The following is a 19,985-nucleotide window of genomic DNA, read 5'->3' as shown; positions in this document are numbered from 1 at the left end:
GCTTATGCCACTCCCGCCAACCCTTCGTAGCCAACCCCGTGAATAAGACGGGTTAAAGGCCATGCATGTAGCCTCGAACGGGCGACCGCCATTATCATAGTCTTTGAACTTCTTCTTATCCGCCTTTTCGAAACTGGCGCCGTGGCCTGGCCGCGGATTATTGGGGTGGTCGAAGCCAAAGGCTTCAAAATGGCCATGTGCAGCCCAGCGCTTCAGTTGAGTCAGTGTTCGATCGATAGATCTATCCCAGTCGTCCGACTTGAGGTTACGGGGAGGATAGGCCGTCAACGCAATCAAGCTGACCAGAAATGAAATGCCGTTTCCAATCACCCAGCGAGGTTCCAGCTTTGATTGAGAATGCCCAGCCATATTCGCCGCTCCCCAGCGGACCCGAGAATAGTGGCGCGGGAAGCATGGTCGGGTTGTCCATGCTTGTCGGCTGGCCGGCCTATCCCGCATTGAGAGAATAGCACCTGCGGACGCGCTCGGTAGGGCCGTGGGCAGGGTTCCTGTGCAAATCGCCATCATGCAGCCTCCTTGGCCGGAAACGGGATCAGGTCGGCACCTTGCGGGGATGCAAAGCCCTGATCGAGCGCATCGATTGCAGCGGCCCTCGTGCGGTTGAACAGATGCATGGCATCGTGAAGCGAGAGCGAGACCTGCATCGTGTCGGCCCCACTGGGGAAGCTGACGATGATCCGCTCACCGTCGATCGTGGCTTCTGGTCTGTCGGTTGCGAGGATGATCATCATGCTGCCTCCCGCGAGAGCCGAGCGAAATCAGCCTGCAGGACTTCCATGCATTTTGCCGGAAAGTCTCGACTGGTGTCGATCTCATCGTGTTCCATGACCGCAGCCTTGAACATGGCGGCGGCAAGCGATGGGGCGGGCGTCAGGGCAAGCTCATTCGCGGCGCGCCAGTACGGCTCTGCGAATTGCCTCACATGGTCTTCCTCAGCCTTGATGAGGCCTTTGAATGAGATATCGTGCCGCCTCGCCGCTTCCGGCTGCGCCTTCCATCCCCGACCGTACTTGCCCTCGATATCCATGACTTCGAGCGTGTGTCGTTCCTGTTCCTTGGCCAAAGGGCCAAAGGCATCGGCGGCGTAGTAGAGCGTCTCACAGCGGAGATAGCGCTGGACGGCGCGATCCCACGCAGCATCGAGGCCCAAGGTGGTGAGGCCAGCCTGCTTGAAGGTCAGGCGGGCGGTCATGCTGTTCGGATCCATCTCAAGCCTCCCCGGTCATGAGGCGAGCGATGTCGGCGCGGGTCTGCGCGACATATTCCTCCGCCCAAGGCGAAACCGACTGCGAGCTGTCGACTTCGAGCAGGTGGTCGAGCTTCCACTTCAGGGCAGGGAGATCGGGCGCCGGCATCTCCATAAGAGCGCAGCGGGTTTCATAGACCCTGTCGCCGAGTGCCTCCCACCGCTCGTCAGCGTCAGCCATGCCACTCGCCTGATTGTGCGCCTTCTCGGCATCGCGATAGGCCTGCACGCTATCCAGTGCGCCGCGGTAACGAGCTTTTCGGGCCTCGGGATCGGGTGCCCACCAAGTCTTACCCTCAGCCGCGAGGAAGTCCTCCCACCGCTTGTTGAGATCGATCGTGCGGGCGACGACATCGCGGTTCTCGAATGGAAATTCCTTCCAGTGGATTCCTTCGTTTGACGGTCGGCCGGCCTTCCATGCTTCGTGGATGCGCTCGTAGATCGGCGTAAAGGCATCGTCTTCGGCGACGGCCAGGCTGTGAGCCTTGAAGGCAGCGTCCCAAGCGCGGCGGTCCACGACAGGGATCGATGCCAGAGCAGGCGCAGCGGCGAGGGCGGGCGCCAGAGCAACGGCACCGAGCAGCTTGCGACGGGCAAGCGAAGGCGTTTCCGCAAATGCGGATTTCGAATCGATGGTCATGTTGAATTCCCTTTGTTCGGCGGCCGTCAGGCGGCAGTGCGATATTCCTGGCGGTCGTTGCTCACTACGAAAGGAACAGCGCGAGCCTCGGGCGACGCCGGGGGAAAATCACCGTCGACGTCATTGGCGGGAATGGGCGGGAAGGGTACAGATTGGTCAGCCATGATCGTTCTCCGAGAACGGTTGTAGGTTAGGGCAGCTTGGGAGGTACGAACTCCCCTGCTGTCCGCCATGTCACTACATGCACTATTGACCGACGTCAAGCATGTAATTACACGGATGACATGCAGCGTGAAAAAACGGCTTCGTTTCAGATGAGGGTCTCGCCGGATTGGCTTGAGACGATCGACGACTGGCGCCGTAAGCAGCCAGACATTCCCTCGCGCGCAGAAGCCATCCGCCGCCTGGTCGATAAAGGTCTTGAAGCTGGCTAGGCAGGACGATGAGCGCTGCTGGCGGTGTGACAGGCCGCTTGAGCGATCACCGCTGGTGACAGTGTGCGAGCACTGCAAGGCGAGGGACATTCACTTCGTGGTCCCTCTCATCGGGATTGGTCTTCTCGTCGTGGTAATCCTGACGCTGCTGATCTAGCGCCGGAGCCAAATTCGGTATGTCCTGAGCGGCATCATGACGAGGTAACGATTTCTTATCCCTCTTCATTAAGGGCACGTTAGCCTCGAAACGACCGAAATCGTTAGGCTCTTCGACCTATCTATCTCCTTGTAGGAGATGGAAAAATGTTCGCAAAACACGCTTTTCGCCCCGATCCCGAGCTCGAAAACGCCTATGATGTCCCGCGTTTTCGTCATGTGCACCTCGACGCTCTGCGTGGAGGTCTGACCGCTTCCGATCTGGACATGACTGCCGAGGCGAGCAGTGAAGAAAAGTTGGCTCTGCGCTCGCGATTTCTGATCATCGTCGGTGCAGCACTTGCTCCTTGGATATGCGCGATTGGGGCTTATCAGGCGCTATTTGCCTGACTGTGTTGGGCTATTAGAGCGACGCTCATCCTATTGAGGAAAACCCTCATCCCTTCAGTCGCTTGTTGCAGGCTGAACCTCCAATAAGATCTGCCAGATTTTGATGAGCGATTCGCTCTGTCTTGGGGGGATTTATGAGGCTTTTGTTCGCGCTCGCGGCGTTTTTTGCCGTGCCACTAACTGCGCAGGCACAGATCACAACGACCGGCAGGCTCAATCCGCCCGTCACGCAGAACTCCCAGCTCAAAACGGACAGGTCGGCCGCTCAACAGGCTGCCGCGCCGGTTGCCGAGCTCACCGCTGCAACCCGGCTTATGCCAGCAAATACGCTGCTGCAGGTGACGCCCACACAGGAGATCACCTCCAAGAGGATCGAGGAAGGGCAGCAGGTCTCTTTCGTGACCGTTGGTGATGTCGTGGAGGGGGATACCGTGGTCATTCCGCGCGGCTCGCCAGTCGTCGCGACTGTCACGTGGAAAACCGGACGGGCGATCGGCGGGAAATCCGGCAAGTTCGAACTCAGGTTCGACAGTGTCAATGTCAGAGGCAGGTCGTACAGCACGAGCGGGACATGGCGGCAGGAAGGCCGGGGCAACACTGTAGGTGCGCTTCTCGGCTCAATCATAATCAGCGGTCGCTCTGCGGTTATGGACCCCGGCCAGATCGTCAACGCCTTCACTGCCGAGCCGATCGCGTATTGAATTGATCTTGCTGAATTGAAGACGGGCCACCTTAGGATGGCTCCCACCTTTCGCATGCCTTAGGCTTTCTATACCCTGCACACGAGGGCGTTTCAGGCCGATACCCCGAACTGGGGCGTCCTCACACTTCGTTAACCTTCGTTGCCCTAGGAAAACCTTGTGCGCGTGTCATGGCGCGCACGGGGGCAAGGGTTGCGACCTACCGCTTCGGAACCGTCCCGTGTGCCTCCTGGTCCGCGGGGCGGTTCTTTCGTCGCACAACGCTGTTCCTTCAACAATAAGTATGCAAACACTGGGACTTAGGTCGCAGAGGACATTGCAGAATGAGAAGGTCGACTTCACGTGAGCCCGTGGAGACTACAGGTTCTTTCCGCCACGCTTTTCAGCCAACGCAGAACATCACGATTTTAGATCTCACGTGCCAAGGCTGCAGGATCGAGGGCATTCCTGCTGCCCTTTATGAAGGTGATAGGATCAAGGTCGGCATCGCGAACCTTGGCCCGCTCTACGCTACCGTGCGATGGGTTCAGCCTGGTGTCTCTGCGGGATTAAGATTCGAGCAGCCGCTGCACCCGGTGGTTTTTCAAAGTTTGCTGGCAAAGCTGCGCAATCAAGATTGTTCGACCGGTTACACACCGGTATCGCGGGCTCTTCCGGTGAGGCGTTGCTGAGCCAGTAAAATACCGACAAAACGGCTCATGCCGGTGGCAGCATACAGGCTGCCGCAGTCTTACCAATCCAGATCAGGCTCCAGCATATCCTCTTCGGCTCCGATAATTTCGATCCGCGGCGGACGATAGAAGATCCCCTCGACATCGCCCTCAGGGTTATCCTGCCCGACATAGCCGCGCCCATGGATCTTGCAGCGCTTGTCGTCGTCGGTGGTGCCCACGATGCAGATGATGCCTTCGTACTGGGTTGCCTGCTCGGGAGGCTCGGCGCCAAGCTCGTAGAAGTTCAGCGCATATTCCCAGACCTCGCGCATCTCTTCGACGTCTTCGTCGAGCGGATGCCAGTGTGGGACCCTGCCTTCCATCAGCACGAGTTGGAGATTGCTTTCGCTGAGCAGCCGCCCGCGATCGCTGATTGATACGACAGTGGCCTCATGAAGCTGCCAGCGCGATTCAAGCTTGCCGTTGTCGTTGCTGCCGTTGCCAGCCTTGCCGAGAAACGGGCCGCGGATCGGCTTAGGCATCAGGCGGAGACCTCTTCACCCACGACGACCTTAGGTCGCACAAGAGCGCTGACATGTTCAGACCATGCCTTGAGAGCTGCTCGCTTCTCGTCCTTCCAGTCGTGTCGCTGGTAGATGCCGGCTACACCGCCTTTGGCGCCGGAGACGTGGTTCAGAACGGCCTCGGTAACCTCGAACCGGATGCCAAGCCTCTGGAAGCCGGTGGCCAGCGTGCGGCGAAGGTCATGATTGCGCCAAGGCTCGATCTCATCGTCTTCGAGCATCTCGGCAATGACCCCGTCCAGGCGAGCCTTAGCCTTCGAGAGGCCAGCCACCGCTTTCTTGTTGTTTACGGTGAAAACGAAGCCACGCTTCGGCCAGGTCTTGCCAGAGGCTAGTGCGTTGAGTTCTTCGACCATCAGATCTGTCAGCGGCACGATATGAGGACTGTTGTTCTTCGTTCGGGAGCCAGGAATGGTCCACTGGCGATCGGTCTTGGAAAGCTCCTGCCACGACATCTCCCGCACTTCGCTCTCACGCTGGCCAGTCAGGGCGAGCAGGCGATACAAGGGCCCGAAGGGGTAGGACAGCTTGCGCGTAGCCATCCAGAACAGCTTAAGTTCCTCATCGTCGAGGAAGCGATCGCGAGCCTCGGGCAAGGGGGGCGCGCGAAAGTTGTCGAATGGGTTGGCGGAAATGATTTCCGCATCCTCGGCCCAGTTCCAGAGGATCCGCGAATAGGCGAAGACATTGCGACGTGATGCCGTGCCGGCGATGCCATCGAAAAAGCGCGAAAGGTCGCTCTTCGTAATGGTGCCGATGGGCTCGGAGCCAAACTTCTCTTTCAACCGATCAACAACTCGCGTTGCCATCAACCGGCTCTTCGCGGCAATCCTTCGCTTGCCGTTCTTCGTGTGCCGATACCCATCGAGCCAGCGATCGGCGACGGCATCGAACGCTGTGACCTTTGCCTCGATGTCGGCGCGGGCTCGCTCGTCCACTCGGGCCCTGTCAGCGTCCTTCGGATGCGTGCCGGTGTCGACCATCATGGCCAGCGCCTTGCTTCGCTCCCGAGCCTTCTCCGCCGTCCAGGAGCCGTATTTGCCGATGGTGTAGCGGCGGGCGATTTTCTCGCCGCGCATTCGGTACTGGTAGATGAATGCCTTCTTGCCCCGCGGCGTGATCCGCAGCCCGAAGCCTGTGACCTCGTTATCCCAGATGAAGCGCTCGGAGGGGCCTGCCTCGGCGGCATCGATCAAGCGTTTGGTGAGGCGTTCGCGCTGTGGTGAAGGCTTGCTCATAATAAGCGATAAATAAGCAGGCCGCGTAGAACTGGCAATGGTCTAAATAGAGCTATACGAGGGTCGTCACGCTCATACCGCTGCAAAAACGTCCTTTTTATGCGGCTTTGGTCCAATTGGTAGATTCGACGAAGGATAGGGTGCGCTAACTTTTAATCAGTAGGTCGCTGGTTCGAACCCAGCAGGGCTCACCATCCTTTGACGGCCTGGCGGTTTCCCGCCCGAAACCGTGCTCGTGGCTGTTATGCCGGGGCGGACTGTGTCACACCGCATTCGATGAGAACGCTCGCCTCCTGGCTCGCCAGGCATTTTCTACTGTTCCTGCTGCTGGCGGCGGCGATCGCGCTGTTTCAGTCGGGTATTCTCTCGCGCTCTTGCACGGCGCCTTGCGACACCGCCACCATCGGCGAATGGGCCAGCGCCAGCGAGGTGGAGGCCGAACTGGAACGGACTGCCCGCCAAGCGCGCGACGGTCTGGATGCCGATCTCTCGCGCTTTGGCGAATGGGGTGAAGCGCAAAGACGCGGCGAAATCGAGCGCCGGCGCGAGCGGCTGGACGAGATCCGCCACGAACTGGACCGCGATGTCGGCCTTCTCGATCGCTATCGTCCGGGCACGGTCATCGAGCGGCACCGATTGGGACTTGAGCGCATCGTGCTCGAGCGCGAGATCGCGGTTCTCGAAGCGCAGCTTGATCTGGACGCGTTGCAGCAGGCCGAGGCGATCATGGTGCCGACGCCCGCCGCGATACGGCAAGCGCGTCTGGCCTGCGACGCCGCGAACCGCGAAGTGCGCGCATTCAACGACAACCCCATGGCTGCCAAATGGGTGCGCAACCGTATTGCGGATGAAGCGGACCGATTGACGCAGGAAGCGCGCGAGAAATGCGGCCGGGCGAGCACTCTTGCCGAAAGAAGGCGGGAAGGCCTGCAAAGGGCGCAGGAACGCGCGCTGCAGATCCGCGAAGCCCGCGAAGCCATCGACGATCGCACCGCCGCTGCGCAGGAAGCGCTAACCCGAGTGCAATCGCCCGAAGTGCGCAACATGCTGGCCGACATCTTCGCCAAGGCCGCTCTCGCCCTGCTGGCGATCATCGCGATGCCTTTTGTGATCCGCACCTTCCTCTATTACGTGCTGGCGCCGCTGGCCGCCATGCGCGGCGCGATCCGCATCCCGGCGCTTGCCGGTGCAGGTGGATCGATCCCGATGCCCGAAGCCTCGCGCGTGTCGACCGCGGTGAGGCTGGCAGAGGGCGAGGAATTGCTGGTCCGGCAGAGCTATCTGCAAACCTCGTCAGGGGACGGCGCCAAGGCGACACGATGGCTGCTGGACTATCGCCATCCGATTTCCAGCCTCGCCTCGGGTCTCGTTTTTCTGACGCGTATCGGCGGCACGGGCGAGGCGACCACGATCTCGGCCACCCGCGACGGTTTCGCCGAACTGACGGCAATCGAACTCCCGCAGGGCGCGGCCTGCATCCTGCATCCGCGCGCGCTGGCCGCCGTGGTGCAGCCTGTGGGCCGTCCGATGGCCATTCGCAGCCATTGGCGCATCTTCTCGCTCAACGCGTGGCTGACGATGCAATTGCGCTTTTTCTCGTTCCACGGGCCGGGGCGGCTGATCGTGAAAGGCGGGCGCGGGATCAGGGTGGAGCGTGCCGACAAGGGCCGGATCTTCGCGCAGGATCAGCTGGTCGGCTTTAGCGCTGATCTTGCCTATTCGGTGACAAGGACCGAGACTTTCGCCCCCTATCTGTTCGGGCAGGAACCGCTGCTGAAAGACCGGGTCGAGGGCGGCAGCGGCCTACTGGTGATCGAGGAAGCGCCGCTCTCCATGCGTTCGGGTAGAGAGCGGCGCGGTCTCGAAGGGATGATCGATGCGGGACTGAAGGCGTTCGGCCTTTAGGGCTCGCTGCGATCAGGCCCCCTGCTTCATCGCCCGGTCGACCGCTCCGCGCGTCACCGCGTGATAGGACGGATAGGTCTTCGCATAGATCCGCTTGGCGATCGGCTGGCCCCAATCGCCTTCGTCCATCAGCGTGCCGAACAGGGGGGCGACGAATTTCATCCGCCCGACCGTCGACAGGAATTCTTCCGCGACGGGCACCGCCGGTTCATAGCGATTGGCCAAAGCGGTACGCAGCCATGCGAACAGGATCTCGTTGTTCCCGCTATCCGACAGGCCGAACGCGCTATCCAGTGCGGCAAGTTGCGGCGCGGTCATCTCTTCGGGCAGCTTAGACAGGAAACGCAGCCGTTCCGCCGAATTCCAGCCCTGCCACGCCGCGGCATCGGGCGTGCGGCTGGCGGCATAATCCGCCGCCGCCTTGTCCACCGCGGCAAAGGCCTGCGGGTTGGGGCGTTTTACATTATCGGGAAGGCCCGGCTCGAAAATCCATTCGCGCAGTTTCAGCCTGCGCCCCAGTTCCTCGTCGCCCGCGACAAGGTTCGCCTGCATGTCTTCAAGGATCATTTGCGAGGTGGCGGGCTGAAACGCATGGTTGTCGAACCATTGCCGCAGCCAGGCATCGAACTTCTCGCGCCCCGCGATCTGCTCGACCGTGCGCAGGAAGGCCGCGCCCTTGTCATAGACGATTTCGCTGCCTGCGCTTTCAACCTCGTCGGGCTGATGCAGTGCAGTGCCCGGATCGTCCGCGCCGACCTCGGCCAGCACGTCCTCGACCGTGGCGAAACTGAGCGCCTCTTCCTGCTCGGCGCGCGCCTTGCCGTAGATCTCTTCGGTGATGCGGCCCTCGAAGTACGAGGTGACGCCCTCGTTCAGCCACGAATCGCGCCAGTTGGAATTGGTGACGAGATTGCCCGACCAGCTATGGGCCAGCTCATGCGCGACCAGACCCGTCAGGCTGCGGTCGCCCGCGATGAAAGTGGGCGTCAGGAAGGTCATGACCGGATTTTCCATCCCGCCATAGGGGAAGGAAGGCGGCAGCACGATCATGTCATAGCGGCCCCAACGATATTCGCCGTATAGCTTCTCCGCCGCCTCGACCATGGCCTCGGTATCGACCAGTTCGGCCGCAGCGCGGTCAAGCATCACCGGTTCGGCCCATACGCCGGTGCGCGGGCCCAGTTCGCGAAACGCGATGTCGCCCGCGGCCAGCGCGATCAGATAGGGCGGCACCGGCTTGTCCATCTTGAAGCTGAACGCGCGGCGGTCGCCGTCGACTTCGACCGGATCGCCGCCGCTCAGGCCCGACATCACGACGGTCAGCGGTTTCGGTGCGGTGATGCGCGCTTCCCATGTCTGGCGGATGCCGGGGCTGTCCTGCGTCGGCATCCATGTGCGGTTGAGGATCGCCTGTCCCTGGCTGAACAGGAACGGATGCTCCCCGCCCGCCGTCTGCTCGGGGTCCAGCCATTGCAGTGCCGCCGCTTCGGGCGCAGCGCGATAGGTGACTTTGATCTGCCGCGCATCGCCCATCTGCACGGTGATCGGCTCGCCCAGCTTCTCGTCATGCTCGCCGACCGTGTAGTCCAGCGCATTGCCGTCCGCATCGGTGATCGCCGATATGCGCAGCCCGTCGCTGTCGAGCACGACCGTGTCGGCATCGTCCTCGGCCGTGACGTCCAGAGTGGCGGTCCCGAACACGTCCTTCGCTTCGAAATCGAGCGCGAGGTCCAGCGCCACATGCGTCACCCGCGCCACCTCGGGCTGCGCATAGGTCGAGGTGTCCTTCGCCTCCTCGCTCGTCAGGATCGGCGAGACGAGCGGCTCCTGCGCCGCTTCGGAAGTCGAACAGGCGGACAGGGCAATCGACGCAAGGCCAAGGGTCGTAAAGGCGGTCAGCGCAAAGCGCATGGCAAACTCCGGTTTCTGGAAAGCTGCTGGGTAGTATCCGGTTACAACTGCAACCATAGCCGCGAACTCGCCTGCTTGTCACTACCGTGTCCCGGCCCCTTCGAACCGGGCGAGGATGGGGGGGAAGCGTCTGACATACAACATTACAATTGCGCCACAGTCCGGAAAGCGGATCTGACTATCGAGGCGGTCCCAAAACAAAAAACAATGTTTGCAGGACAGGACATAATGAAAAAGACAGTGACGCTGCTCGTCGCGGCGGCCGCTTTGGCCGGCTGCGCGTCGACATCCCCCATGAATGCGGCACCCGGCAATCCCGCCGCAAGTTCCGACAGCCCCGTTGCCGACCGCTGCATGTGGATGAAGCCGCGCTGCCGCGTGCGATAGACCTCGGGAAAAACAACACCAACCCTTTGCCGAGCCTTGCAGGTTCGATAGATCGGCCTTCCGCCCCATCGCGAAACGGGCGGAGGCCTTTCGCAGTCTACGGAGAAGACCGGTTTCACATTCGCAGTCACCCACCGTCCGCCGCTGCCTCTCGCTCGCTGTGCTGGCAGCCATCGCCGTTTCCGGCGGTCCTGCCTTGGCGCAAGGCATGCCGGTGATCGAAATGGACGTCATGACCGACCTGCGCGAACGCGGCTTGAGCTGGAGTGATGGCGAGGCCGCTGCCCGCATCTTCGTCGAAGTCCCGGTGTCGAGCGCGCTGAGCGTTTCGGCGCAGGGCGCGACCTTGCGCGGATCCGACCGGCATGGCGGTGCCGACGCGGGCTTCGACCTTGCGGCGACCTATTCCGATTACGCGGGCCTGATCGACTGGCGCGCCGGCGCGGTCTGGCACCTGTTCGCGGGCGGCACCGGCGAACTCGACTATGCGGAGGTCGAGGCAGGCGTCGGCGCTTCGCTAGGGCCAGCGCAAATCGATTTGCTGGCAAGCTATGCCCCGTCGCAGGATGCCATCGGCGGCAGCAATTTCTATACCCGTGCAGGCGCCTATCTCGGCATTCCGGCAACGCCGTGGGTCGTGCGCGGCCATGTCGGCCATTCCACCGGATCGTCCGACGGATCGGGGCGCAACACCCGGTTGCGGCCTGCAGCCTCTTATACCGACTGGGCGATTGGCACCGAATATTACCTCGCGCCCTTTTCGCTGAGCCTGACCTATAGCGACACCGACGTCAGCCGCGGCGAGTTGCGCCAGCCGGTGCTGGATGACCATTACGGGCAGAAACTGGTCGCAGGGGCGATGATACGTTTCTGACGGGTGCGCAAAAACTGCGCCTAAAGGCTGCGCAGCCAGAACACCGCGCCCATCGCCAGATAGGCGGTCAGCCAGAAGCCAGCGTCGATCAGCGCGATGCTGCGCGGATGGCGCTGGTGCAGATAGTTGGTCCACAAGGCGGGGATCACGAAGAACAGCGCGATCCCGCCGCTCATCATGAAATAGAGCCACCACTTCGAAGGATCGGATAGCCGCGCAAACATATGCGCCAGCATGAAAGCGGAAAGCTGCACGAGGACATAGGTGCCGCCGATGGTGACGAAGGGCCGCCGCCGCACCTCCAGACCGCCCGGCCCGGCGCGAACCGCCAACGGCCTTGCGAACAGCCGGTACCAGCCCGCCGCCACGGCCATCGCCGCCAGCGCGGCCAGAATGCCGCCGAACCAATCCACCGGTCCCATTCGATCTCCCGCCCCGTTCGCAGGGTTTGCGCCAGCAATCAGGATTTGCTGACAGCAGGGTAAGCCAAACCGGCAACAAATGAAAAGGCTGCAATATTGTTTATTCCCAAAGAGAATGGGTGCGAACCCGATGTTGTAATGGGGGTCACTCGTTCTGGCGCAGCGGAGCGATGCGGTGTAGGGGCGCGCGCATGGTAACCGAAACCGAATCCGCACCCAGCCGCATCGCGCCTTCGCCCAAGGTGGGCATGGTGAGCCTTGGCTGCCCCAAAGCGCTGGTCGATTCCGAACGCATCCTCACCCGGCTGCGCGCCGACGGCTATGCGATGAGCCCGGATTACGCGGGCGCGGACGTGGTGCTGGTCAACACCTGCGGCTTTCTGGATTCCGCCAAGGAAGAAAGCCTCGAGGCCATCGGCGAGGCGATCGCCGAAAACGGCCGCGTGATCGTGACCGGCTGCATGGGCGAGGAAGCGGACACGATCCGCGCCCGCTTTCCGCAGGTGCTCGCCGTTACCGGCGCGCATCAGTACGAACAGGTCGTGGAAGCGGTGCACGAGGCCGCACCATGGACCCGCGGGCCGTTCGTCGACCTGATCCCGCAGCCCGACATCAAGCTGACGCCGCGGCACTACAGCTATCTGAAGATCTCGGAAGGCTGCAACCATTCCTGCGCGTTCTGCATCATCCCGCAATTGCGCGGCAAGCTGGCCAGCCGCCGCATCGACGCCGTCCTGCGCGAGGCGGAGAAGCTGGTGGCTGCGGGCACGAAGGAACTGCTGGTCATTTCGCAGGACACGTCTGCTTACGGTGTGGACGTCCGGCACGAGGAGCGCTTGTGGAAGGACCGCCCGGTCCGCACCCACATGACCGATCTCGCCCGCGAACTGGGCGGTCTGCGCACCGCGGACGGCGTGCCGCCCTGGGTGCGGCTGCATTATGTCTATCCCTATCCGCATGTCGACGCGGTCATCCCGCTGATGGCCGAGGGGCTGGTCACCCCCTATCTCGACATCCCGTTCCAGCACGCCAGCCCCTCCGTTCTGCGCGCCATGAAGCGCCCCGCGAACGAGGCGAAGGTGCTCGACCGGCTGAAGTCGTGGCGCGCGATTTGCCCCGATCTCACCGTTCGCTCCAGCTTCGTGGTCGGCTTTCCGGGCGAGACCGAGGACGATTTCAACTATCTCCTCGAATGGCTGGAAGAAGCGCAGCTGGACCGCGTCGGCGGCTTTCGCTTCGAACCCGTGGAGGGCGCGCAGGCCAATGATCTGCCGAACCCGGTGCCCGAGGCGGTGAAGGAAGAACGCTACGCCCGGCTGATGGAAGTGACCGAGCGGATCAGCGCCGCGAAACTGGCCGCGAAAGTGGGCCGCATCATCCCCGTCATCATCGACGAGGTCGGCGAGGCGGACGGGGATGGCGACATCGGCGCGACCGGTCGCAGCCAGGCCGACGCGCCCGAGATCGACGGCAATGTCTTCATCCGCGATGTCGATGCGGATGTGAAGGCGGGTGACATTATCGAGGTTGTGGTCGAGGAAGCCGACGCCCACGATCTCTATGCCGCGCCCGCGGCCTGAGGGGGCGGCCTGAAGCGGCGACTTGCTTCGAATCGGGAAAGCGCCTATGCGCGCGCCTTCCCTGACAATACCCGGGAAACCTGCGGGAGGAGGCCTAGCGCCTCTGCCTGACCGCTCAACATGAGGGCGCTTGCGGAAACGCGCGCCCGACAGTGTGAAAAGGAGTGGCCCCATGGCCAAGAAGATCGAAGGCTATATCAAGCTGCAGGTGCCCGCGGGCACCGCCAACCCGTCCCCGCCGATCGGCCCTGCGCTGGGTCAGCGCGGCGTGAACATCATGGAATTCTGCAAGGCGTTCAACGCCGCCACGCAGGAACTGGAAAAGGGCATGCCGATCCCCACGACCATCACGGTCTATGCGGATCGCTCGTTCACCTTCACCACCAAGTCGCCGCCGGCGTCGTTCCTTCTGAAGAAGGCTGCGAAGCTGAAGTCGGGTTCGAAGGAGCCGGGCAAGGTTTCGGCCGGATCCATCAAGCGCAGCGACGTGCAGGCGATCGCCGAGCAGAAGATGGCCGACCTGAACGCGAACGATATCGACCAGGCCATGAAGATCATCGAGGGCAGCGCCCGTTCGATGGGCCTTGAAGTGGTGGAGGGCTGAACCGATGGCAAAGCAGACCAAGAAGCAGAAGATGCTGGCCGAGAAGCTGGATTCGGAAAAGCTGTACGGCTTTGACGAGGCGCTGACCACGCTGCGCGATCTGCAGACCGCGAAGTTCGACCAGACGCTGGAAGTCGCCATGAATCTGGGCGTCGATCCGCGTCACGCCGACCAGCAGGTCCGCGGCATGGTGTCGCTGCCCGCAGGCACCGGCAAGACCGTCAAGGTCGCCGTCTTCGCCCGCGGCGACAACGCCGAAAAGGCGCTGGAAGCCGGAGCCGACAAGGTCGGTGCCGAAGACCTGATGGAAGACATGCAGGCCGGCAACCTCGACTATGACCGCGTGATCGCGACTCCCGACATGATGGGTGTCGTCGGCCGTCTGGGTAAGGTTCTGGGCCCCAAGGGCCTGATGCCGAACCCCAAGCTGGGCACCGTGACCCCGAACGTGGCGCAGGCCGTCAAGGACGCCAAGGGCGGCCAGGTTCAGTACCGCGTCGAAAAGGCCGGCATCATTCACTCGGGGATCGGCAAGCTGTCGTTCTCCGACGCCGACCTCAAGGCGAACTTCGACGCTTTCGTCGATGCCGTCATCAAGGCGAAGCCGTCGGGTGCCAAGGGCAAGTATGTCCAGAAGATCTCGGTCTCGTCCTCGATGGGCCCGGGCCTCAAGATCGACACCGCCGAGGTGCAGGGCGCCTGATCGCCTGATCCTCTCGGAACGAAATAGAGCCGGGAAGCCATGCGCTTCCCGGCTTTTTTCATGTCCGGGCAACATGGCACTGCACCGCGGCGTGCGCTTCGACGGCCGGATCTTGTCAATTTGGTAATCGCCCAGCAATAAGCAGTCTCTGGATGCCGCGACGGGGGTCTCGGCCACGGGGGATTTGCCAATGCGGTTCTGGGTCGCAGCCCTGATCTCGGTCCTGCTCGTCACGCCGGCGCACGCACGCTGGCTGCAGGCCGAAAGCGAACATTTCGTCATCTATGCCGAGGACAGCGAAAAGGACCTCCAGCATTTCGCCGAGATGCTCGAACGTTATCACACCGCTCTCGAAAAGCTGACGGGCAAGACGACGGAAACGCCCAGCCCTTCCAATCGCATCACCATTTTCGTGCTCGGCAGCGAGCGTGCCGTTCGCAAGGCGCATGGCACTGGCGACCGCTTCGTCGCGGGCTTCTACACGCCGCGGGCTGGCGCGTCGCGTGCCTATGTGCCGCGGCTGCGCAGATCTAGTGGAGAGCCCGATTTTTCGCAAACCGTGCTGCTGCACGAATATGCACATCATTTCCTGATCTCGACATCGCGCTTTGCCATGCCGCGCTGGCTGAGCGAGGGGCTGGCCGAATTCTACGCCTCGGCAAGGGTGCTGGATGACGGTTCGCTGCAGATCGGACGACCAGCCAACCATCGCGCCGGCGAACTCGAATATGCCGTCAAGGTGCCGATCCGCGAATTGCTCGACCCCGAACTCTACGAACAGAACCGCGGGCGTCGATACGACAATTTCTACGGGCGCAGCTGGACGCTGGTGCATTATCTGTGGTTCACGGATGAGCGAAAGGGACAGCTCAATGCCTATTGGCAAGCGGTGGCTGCCGGAACGCCGTCGCTAAAGGCGGCCGAGAAAGTGTTCGGCGATTTGGATGCACTCGACAACGATATCGATGCCTATCTTCGCCAACGCAGGATGCTGACCTACAAATTGTCGCCAGAGCTACTGCCGATCGGCCCGGTTCGCGTCTTCGGCGTCAGCGACGGGCTCGATGCAATGCTGCCCGTCATCGCCCATTCGCAAAGCGGGGTGACGCGCGAGGAAGCGCTGGACCTGCTGCCCGATGCGCGAAAGATCGCGGCGCGCTATCCTGACGATGCGCGCGTCCTTGGCGGACTGGCCGAGGCGGAGGTGGATGCGGGCCATTATGACGAGGCCGTGGCCGTCGCGGACCGCGCCATCGCCATCGACGGGACCGTCGCCAACGCGCATTTGCAGAAAGGTCTCGCCCTTTTCCGCAAGGCTGGCGATGCCACCGATCAAGACGCCGCCTATCGCGACGCGATCTTGGCCTTCGCCGGTCTGAACAAGCTCGAGAACGACAATCCGCTGCCGCTCATCTATCTCTATCGCAGCTATGTCGACCGCGGACTGGCGCCGAGCGAGCACGCCCAGCACGCCCTGATCCGCGCGACCGAGCTTGCGCCCTTCGATCAGGATCTGTCGATGGAACTGGCGATCATGTTCGCGCAGACCGGGGCCATCGCCAATGCCCGCGCGACCTTTGCGCCGGTTGCGGCCAATCCCCATGGCGGCCCCCGCGCGGAGATCGCGCGCCGCTCACTTGGAGAACTGATCGCGGCCGAGGAGGGCAAGCCCTTCCGGCTCAGCTTTCTGGACCAGCAGCCGGCCGATGCTGGTGATGCGATCGAGGAACCGCAGGCGGGTACGAAGTGACGGGCTGTCGGGCGGCGTTCTAGATCCCGCCCGGCGTAAACTCGCGCCCCATTTCGCCGAGTCCTTCGCATAGCGTGTGAACGCAGCTTGTCAGCAGGTCCGCATCGGTGGAGCGGATCACGAAATTGGCGCCCACCTTGCCCTCGCGGAAAAAGGGATAGCTGCCGATCTGCACGCCTTCGTGCGCCTTTTCCACCTCGCGCAGCAGGTCGGCGACCTCGCTTTCCGCGATCCAGCAGCCGACGGTTTCCGACAGCACCGGATCGCCGCCTTCCAGCGTGCCGGTCAGCGCGTCGAGCATGCCCGCAGTGATATTGGGAACGCCTGCCATCAGGAAGATATTGCCAGCGCGAATACCCGGCGCGCCTGAATAGCGGTTGGGGATCAGCTCTGCCCCCTCGGGCGTGCGAGCCATGCGAAGCCGCGCATCGTTCAGCCCGCCGCGTGTTTCGTAATAGTCTTCCAGAATGGCGCGCGCCTCGGGATGGACGATGACCTCCACGCCCAGCGCGGCCGAGACCGCATCGACCGTGATGTCGTCATGCGTCGGCCCGATACCGCCCGTCGTGAAGAGATAGTCGTTGCGCGCGCGCAGCGCGTTCACCGCCTCGACGATGGAATCGATGTCGTCAGCCACCACCCGCACTTCGACAAGGCGAATGCCCTGTACCTGCAGCCAGCTGGCGACCTGCGCGATGTTCTTGTCATGCGTCCGGCCCGACAGGATCTCGTCGCCGATAATGACGAGCGCGGCCGTCCATACTTTCTTGCGTTCACCCATGGCCGGTGGCTTAGCGTGCGATTGCGCGCTGTGCCACTGCCCGTTTGGGCGGCAGGCTTACTTGACCAGCTCGACCTGCTCGAAGTCCAGCTCGACCGGGGTCGCACGCCCGAAGATCGAGACCGAGACCTTGACCTTGTTCTTGTCGAAGTCGAGCTCTTCCACCACCCCGTTGAAGCTGGCGAACGGGCCGTCGAGCACCTTGACCGAATCGCCGATCTCGTAATCGACGCTGATCTCGCGTTTGGGGGCGGCGGCGGCTTCGTCGCGGGCACCGAAATAACGGGCGGCCTCGCGGTCGGAAATCGGCTGCGGCTTGTTGTTCGCGCCCAGGAATCCGGTCACCTTGGGGGTGTTCTTGATCAGGTGATAGACGTCATCGTTCATCGCCAGCTTGGCAAGGACATAGCCGGGCATGGTCTTGCGCTCGGTCTGCACCTTCTTGCCGCGCTTCACCTCGGTGATGGTTTCCGCGGGAACCTCGACCGCCTCGACCAGCGCTTCCAGACCGGTGCGCTCCGCCTCGGCGAGGATCGCTTCCTTCACCTTGTTCTCGAAACCCGAATAGGCGTGGATGATGTACCAGCGAGCCATTGGTCTTCCTTCAAATCCTTGGTGCGGCACGTCGTGGCCGCGAAATCATTTGCCTGCGATCAGGCCGCAAAAATCAGGCGCGAAATTCAGGCGCCAAAAATCAGGCGAGAGTCAGCAGCCAGCGCATGATCGCGCCAAAGGCCGAATCGATGCCCAGAAAGAACAGCGAGAGGATCAGCATCATGATGCCGACGAAGATCGAGGTCTGCACCGTCTCGCCCCACGTCGGCCAGACGACCTTCGACCCTTCGGCGCGAACCTGGCGGATGAACTCGCCGGGCGAGGTCTTGCGCTTCTTCGCGGGCTCTGCTGGCTTTGCCACCGGTGTTTTGGCCATGCCTTCTTTCCAAGTCCTGTTATTCATGAAGGCCCTTTTCAATGGGCCCTTTCGCCATCGGCTCATCGCCGCGCCGACCGGGGGTCGGAGACAGCTTTGCATATTCCCGATGACTGGAAACACCGCGCACATAGCCCTGCGCGTTCCCCTGTGCAAGAACAACCGCAACCTGCGATGGTGCGGCCGCGGCGATCAATCCGTGGACCGGGCGCGATTGTTGCTGGCCATGGGCTGAACCAACAGGTAGCCATTGCAACTAATTTGTCATGACTGGCTAATTCGACGGACGGGGAATCCTCTAACTATGAGCGCAGAGACAGCGCCTGCGGGCCTGATCGATTACGTCACCAATGTCTCGGATTTCATCTGGGGCGGCACATGGGAAGGGGCGGAAGTCATTCCCGTTCCGCCGATGGTGATCATGTTGCTGGGCATTGGCCTATACATCATGATCGGCCTGCGGTTTTACCCCATCGTCAAGCTGGGCAGCGCCTTCGCCGGCCTGTTCAGCAGCCGCAAGAGCAAGGGCGCGGGCGAGATCAGCCCGTTCGCTGCGCTCTCGACCGCGCTGTCCGGGCAGGTGGGCACCGGCAATCTGGCAGGCGTTGCGACGGCGATCGCGCTGGGCGGTCCCGGCGCGGTGTTCTGGATGTGGGTCACGGCGCTGATCGGCATGGCGCTTGGTTTCGCCGAGGGTTCGCTTGCCATCCGCTACCGCGAGAAAACGCTCGAGGGCAACTGGCGCGGCGGCCCGATGAGCTACATCATGCAGGGCCTTGGTCCCAAGTGGACGTGGCTGGCGGTCATTTTCGCGATGGGCACGCTGTTCTCCGGCCTCGTCACCGGCAATTCGATCCAGTCCAACGAAGTCGCCAGTGGCCTCAATGAATTGTTCGGCATCGAACGCTGGCTGGGCGGGCTGATCGTGGCCATCGCCGTCTTCATCGTCATCATCGGCGGCATCAAGTCGATCGGTTCCATCGCTGAAAAGATCGTGCCCGTCATGGCAGCGCTCTATTTCATCATGGCCGTGATCGCGGTCCTGCTGAATATCGCCGACATTCCCGAAACCTTCAGCCGTATTTTCGCGGGGGCGTTCTCGGCCCAGTCGGCCAGTGGCGGTTTTGCGGGCGCGGCGATCATCATGGCCATGCGCGCGGGCGTGGCGCGCGGCCTGTTCTCGAACGAGAGCGGGCAGGGCTCGACCCCGATCGCCCACGCCGTCGCGCAGACCGACGATCCGGCCCAGCAGGGACGCATGGCGATGATGGGCACTTTCATCGACACGATCATCATCTGCACCATGACGGCGCTGGTGATCCTGACGGTCGAAGGCCCCTTCACCTATAACGGGGAAGCCGTGCGCCACGTCTGGCAGTCGGATCTGGGCACCACGGCGCAGTCGGGCTTCGTCACCACCAGCGCGGCGTTCGCGGCGGCGTTTCCGGTGCTGATCGGAAGCATCCCGCTCGGCACGCTCATCGCCTCGGTGGCGCTGATCCTGTTCGTGTTCACGACTCTTCTGACGTGGAGCTATTACGGCGAGCGCGCGATCACCTTCCTCTACGACCGCATCCCCGGCTCCAATGCCAAGGGCGAGAAGGTGCTGCACATTTGCTGGCGCGTTCTGTGGTGCATTGCGATCTGGTTCTCCGCGACGCAGCCCTCGCAGCTGGTATGGCGGCTGGGCGACATCTCGAACGCAGCCATGGCGTTGCCCAACCTGATCGCGCTGGCTGCGCTTTCGGGCGTGGTGTTCGCACTGGCACGCGGAGAAAAGACGGCCGGCAAGGATTACAGCGTCGATCCGCGCGAAGATTGAGCTTTTCTGTCTGGTGAAAAAAATCGGGGGCCGCGGGAACGATCCTGCGGCCCCCTTGTTTTGCTCCACGAAGGCCGCGCCGCCTCCCTGGCTCTGACAGTTAAAGAACGCGCGGCCGACGATCTCCCGACATGACTGGCGAATGCTACGGCCCGCTCCGGCGCCATGGCCGTGCGTGCATGTCGATGGTCGTTTGAAAGGAAATGGCAGGGGTGACAGGATTCGAACCCGTGGCCCTCGGTTTTGGAGACC

General features: G+C 62.4%; 21 protein-coding genes. 10 read left to right on the top strand and 11 right to left on the bottom strand.

Features of this window, described 5'->3' with window-relative positions; genetic code table 11:
• The 4 genes from AC4FIJ_RS15195 to AC4FIJ_RS15180 form a co-directional block, all read right to left on the bottom strand.
• A partial coding sequence (locus AC4FIJ_RS15195; protein ID WP_490337498.1) for a hypothetical protein occupies positions 1-369 on the bottom strand: 369 nt, incomplete at its 3' end.
• A 155-nt stretch (positions 370-524) separates the two neighbouring features.
• Positions 525-752: a hypothetical protein gene (locus AC4FIJ_RS15190; RefSeq protein WP_490337497.1), complete on the bottom strand. Its 228-nt coding sequence runs from the start codon at positions 750-752 to the stop codon at positions 525-527.
• A complete protein-coding gene (locus tag AC4FIJ_RS15185; RefSeq protein WP_490337496.1) occupies positions 749-1,228 on the bottom strand; it encodes a hypothetical protein in 480 nt (159 codons plus the stop codon). Before AC4FIJ_RS15185 ends, AC4FIJ_RS15190 begins: the two co-directional genes overlap by 4 nt.
• A 1-nt stretch (position 1,229) precedes the next feature.
• Complete coding sequence (locus AC4FIJ_RS15180; RefSeq protein WP_490337495.1) at positions 1,230-1,907, bottom strand: hypothetical protein; 678 nt, start codon at positions 1,905-1,907, stop codon at positions 1,230-1,232.
• A gap of 737 nt (positions 1,908-2,644) precedes the next feature.
• Here AC4FIJ_RS15180 and AC4FIJ_RS15175 point away from each other — a divergent pair.
• Positions 2,645-2,887, top strand: coding sequence for a hypothetical protein (locus AC4FIJ_RS15175; protein ID WP_490337494.1), 243 nt, complete (start codon positions 2,645-2,647; stop codon positions 2,885-2,887).
• 134 nt (positions 2,888-3,021) lie between these two features.
• Positions 3,022-3,588, top strand: a complete 567-nt coding sequence (locus AC4FIJ_RS15170) for a hypothetical protein (RefSeq protein ID WP_490337493.1) — start codon at positions 3,022-3,024, stop codon at positions 3,586-3,588.
• Between the two features lie 730 nt (positions 3,589-4,318).
• Here the strand turns inward: AC4FIJ_RS15170 and AC4FIJ_RS15165 are convergent.
• Positions 4,319-4,783 carry a hypothetical protein gene (locus AC4FIJ_RS15165; protein WP_490337492.1) on the bottom strand — a complete coding sequence of 155 codons (465 nt, stop codon included), beginning with the start codon at positions 4,781-4,783 and terminating at the stop codon, positions 4,319-4,321.
• Positions 4,783-6,063 (bottom strand): tyrosine-type recombinase/integrase, encoded by a 1,281-nt coding sequence (locus tag AC4FIJ_RS15160; protein WP_490337491.1) that lies wholly within the window; start codon positions 6,061-6,063, stop codon positions 4,783-4,785. The genes AC4FIJ_RS15165 and AC4FIJ_RS15160 overlap by 1 nt, the downstream gene beginning before the upstream one ends.
• Before the next feature lie 276 nt (positions 6,064-6,339).
• On the opposite strand from AC4FIJ_RS15160, the gene AC4FIJ_RS15155 reads away from it, so the two are divergent.
• Positions 6,340-7,968 carry a hypothetical protein gene (locus AC4FIJ_RS15155; RefSeq protein WP_490337490.1) on the top strand — a complete coding sequence of 543 codons (1,629 nt, stop codon included), beginning with the start codon at positions 6,340-6,342 and terminating at the stop codon, positions 7,966-7,968.
• Between the two features lie 12 nt (positions 7,969-7,980).
• Here AC4FIJ_RS15155 and AC4FIJ_RS15150 read toward each other — a convergent pair whose 3' ends face one another.
• Complete coding sequence (locus AC4FIJ_RS15150) at positions 7,981-9,879, bottom strand: M1 family metallopeptidase (RefSeq protein ID WP_490337489.1); 1,899 nt, start codon at positions 9,877-9,879, stop codon at positions 7,981-7,983.
• Positions 9,880-10,107: 228 nt separating this feature from the next.
• Here AC4FIJ_RS15150 and AC4FIJ_RS15145 point away from each other — a divergent pair, with 228 nt between their 5' ends.
• Positions 10,108-10,266 carry a lipoprotein gene (locus AC4FIJ_RS15145; RefSeq protein ID WP_446155552.1) on the top strand — a complete coding sequence of 53 codons (159 nt, stop codon included), beginning with the start codon at positions 10,108-10,110 and terminating at the stop codon, positions 10,264-10,266.
• Between the two features lie 208 nt (positions 10,267-10,474).
• Positions 10,475-11,140, top strand: a complete 666-nt coding sequence (locus tag AC4FIJ_RS15140; protein ID WP_446155553.1) for a TorF family putative porin — start codon at positions 10,475-10,477, stop codon at positions 11,138-11,140.
• A 20-nt stretch (positions 11,141-11,160) separates the two neighbouring features.
• Here the strand turns inward: AC4FIJ_RS15140 and AC4FIJ_RS15135 are convergent, their stop codons facing one another.
• The gene (locus tag AC4FIJ_RS15135) at positions 11,161-11,562 is read right to left on the bottom strand and encodes a DUF1761 domain-containing protein (RefSeq protein ID WP_490337488.1); all 402 of its coding nucleotides are present in this window, start codon (positions 11,560-11,562) and stop codon (positions 11,161-11,163) included.
• A 191-nt stretch (positions 11,563-11,753) separates the two neighbouring features.
• On the opposite strand from AC4FIJ_RS15135, the gene rimO reads away from it, so the two are divergent.
• From rimO to AC4FIJ_RS15115, 4 genes are all read left to right on the top strand, one after another.
• On the top strand, positions 11,754-13,142 hold the full coding sequence (gene rimO, locus AC4FIJ_RS15130; protein WP_490337487.1) for a 30S ribosomal protein S12 methylthiotransferase RimO: 1,389 nt from the start codon (positions 11,754-11,756) through the stop codon (positions 13,140-13,142).
• A gap of 172 nt (positions 13,143-13,314) precedes the next feature.
• The gene (gene rplK, locus AC4FIJ_RS15125) at positions 13,315-13,746 is read left to right on the top strand and encodes a 50S ribosomal protein L11 (RefSeq protein WP_230279310.1); all 432 of its coding nucleotides are present in this window, start codon (positions 13,315-13,317) and stop codon (positions 13,744-13,746) included.
• Positions 13,747-13,750: 4 nt separating this feature from the next.
• Positions 13,751-14,449 (top strand): 50S ribosomal protein L1, encoded by a 699-nt coding sequence (rplA, locus tag AC4FIJ_RS15120; protein WP_230279309.1) that lies wholly within the window; start codon positions 13,751-13,753, stop codon positions 14,447-14,449.
• Positions 14,450-14,639: 190 nt separating this feature from the next.
• On the top strand, positions 14,640-16,199 hold the full coding sequence (locus AC4FIJ_RS15115; protein ID WP_490337486.1) for a DUF1570 domain-containing protein: 1,560 nt from the start codon (positions 14,640-14,642) through the stop codon (positions 16,197-16,199).
• A gap of 19 nt (positions 16,200-16,218) precedes the next feature.
• Here AC4FIJ_RS15115 and AC4FIJ_RS15110 read toward each other — a convergent pair whose 3' ends face one another.
• The 3 genes from AC4FIJ_RS15110 to secE all read right to left on the bottom strand — a co-directional run bounded on the left by AC4FIJ_RS15110 (position 16,219) and on the right by secE (position 17,911).
• Complete coding sequence (locus tag AC4FIJ_RS15110; RefSeq protein ID WP_490337485.1) at positions 16,219-16,980, bottom strand: competence/damage-inducible protein A; 762 nt, start codon at positions 16,978-16,980, stop codon at positions 16,219-16,221.
• 57 nt (positions 16,981-17,037) lie between these two features.
• Positions 17,038-17,574 (bottom strand): transcription termination/antitermination protein NusG, encoded by a 537-nt coding sequence (nusG, locus tag AC4FIJ_RS15105; RefSeq protein WP_490337484.1) that lies wholly within the window; start codon positions 17,572-17,574, stop codon positions 17,038-17,040.
• Positions 17,575-17,674: 100 nt separating this feature from the next.
• The gene (gene secE / locus AC4FIJ_RS15100) at positions 17,675-17,911 is read right to left on the bottom strand and encodes a preprotein translocase subunit SecE (protein ID WP_490337483.1); all 237 of its coding nucleotides are present in this window, start codon (positions 17,909-17,911) and stop codon (positions 17,675-17,677) included.
• Between the two features lie 304 nt (positions 17,912-18,215).
• Here secE and AC4FIJ_RS15095 point away from each other — a divergent pair, with 304 nt between their 5' ends.
• The gene (locus AC4FIJ_RS15095) at positions 18,216-19,733 is read left to right on the top strand and encodes an alanine/glycine:cation symporter family protein (RefSeq protein ID WP_490337482.1); all 1,518 of its coding nucleotides are present in this window, start codon (positions 18,216-18,218) and stop codon (positions 19,731-19,733) included.
• The last annotated feature ends 252 nt before the right edge of the window (positions 19,734-19,985 follow it).

It is taken from the genome of Croceicoccus sp., from assembly GCF_983967925.1.
Note: the sequence above shows the minus strand (reverse complement) of the source record. Positions and strands in the feature narration are given on the sequence as shown.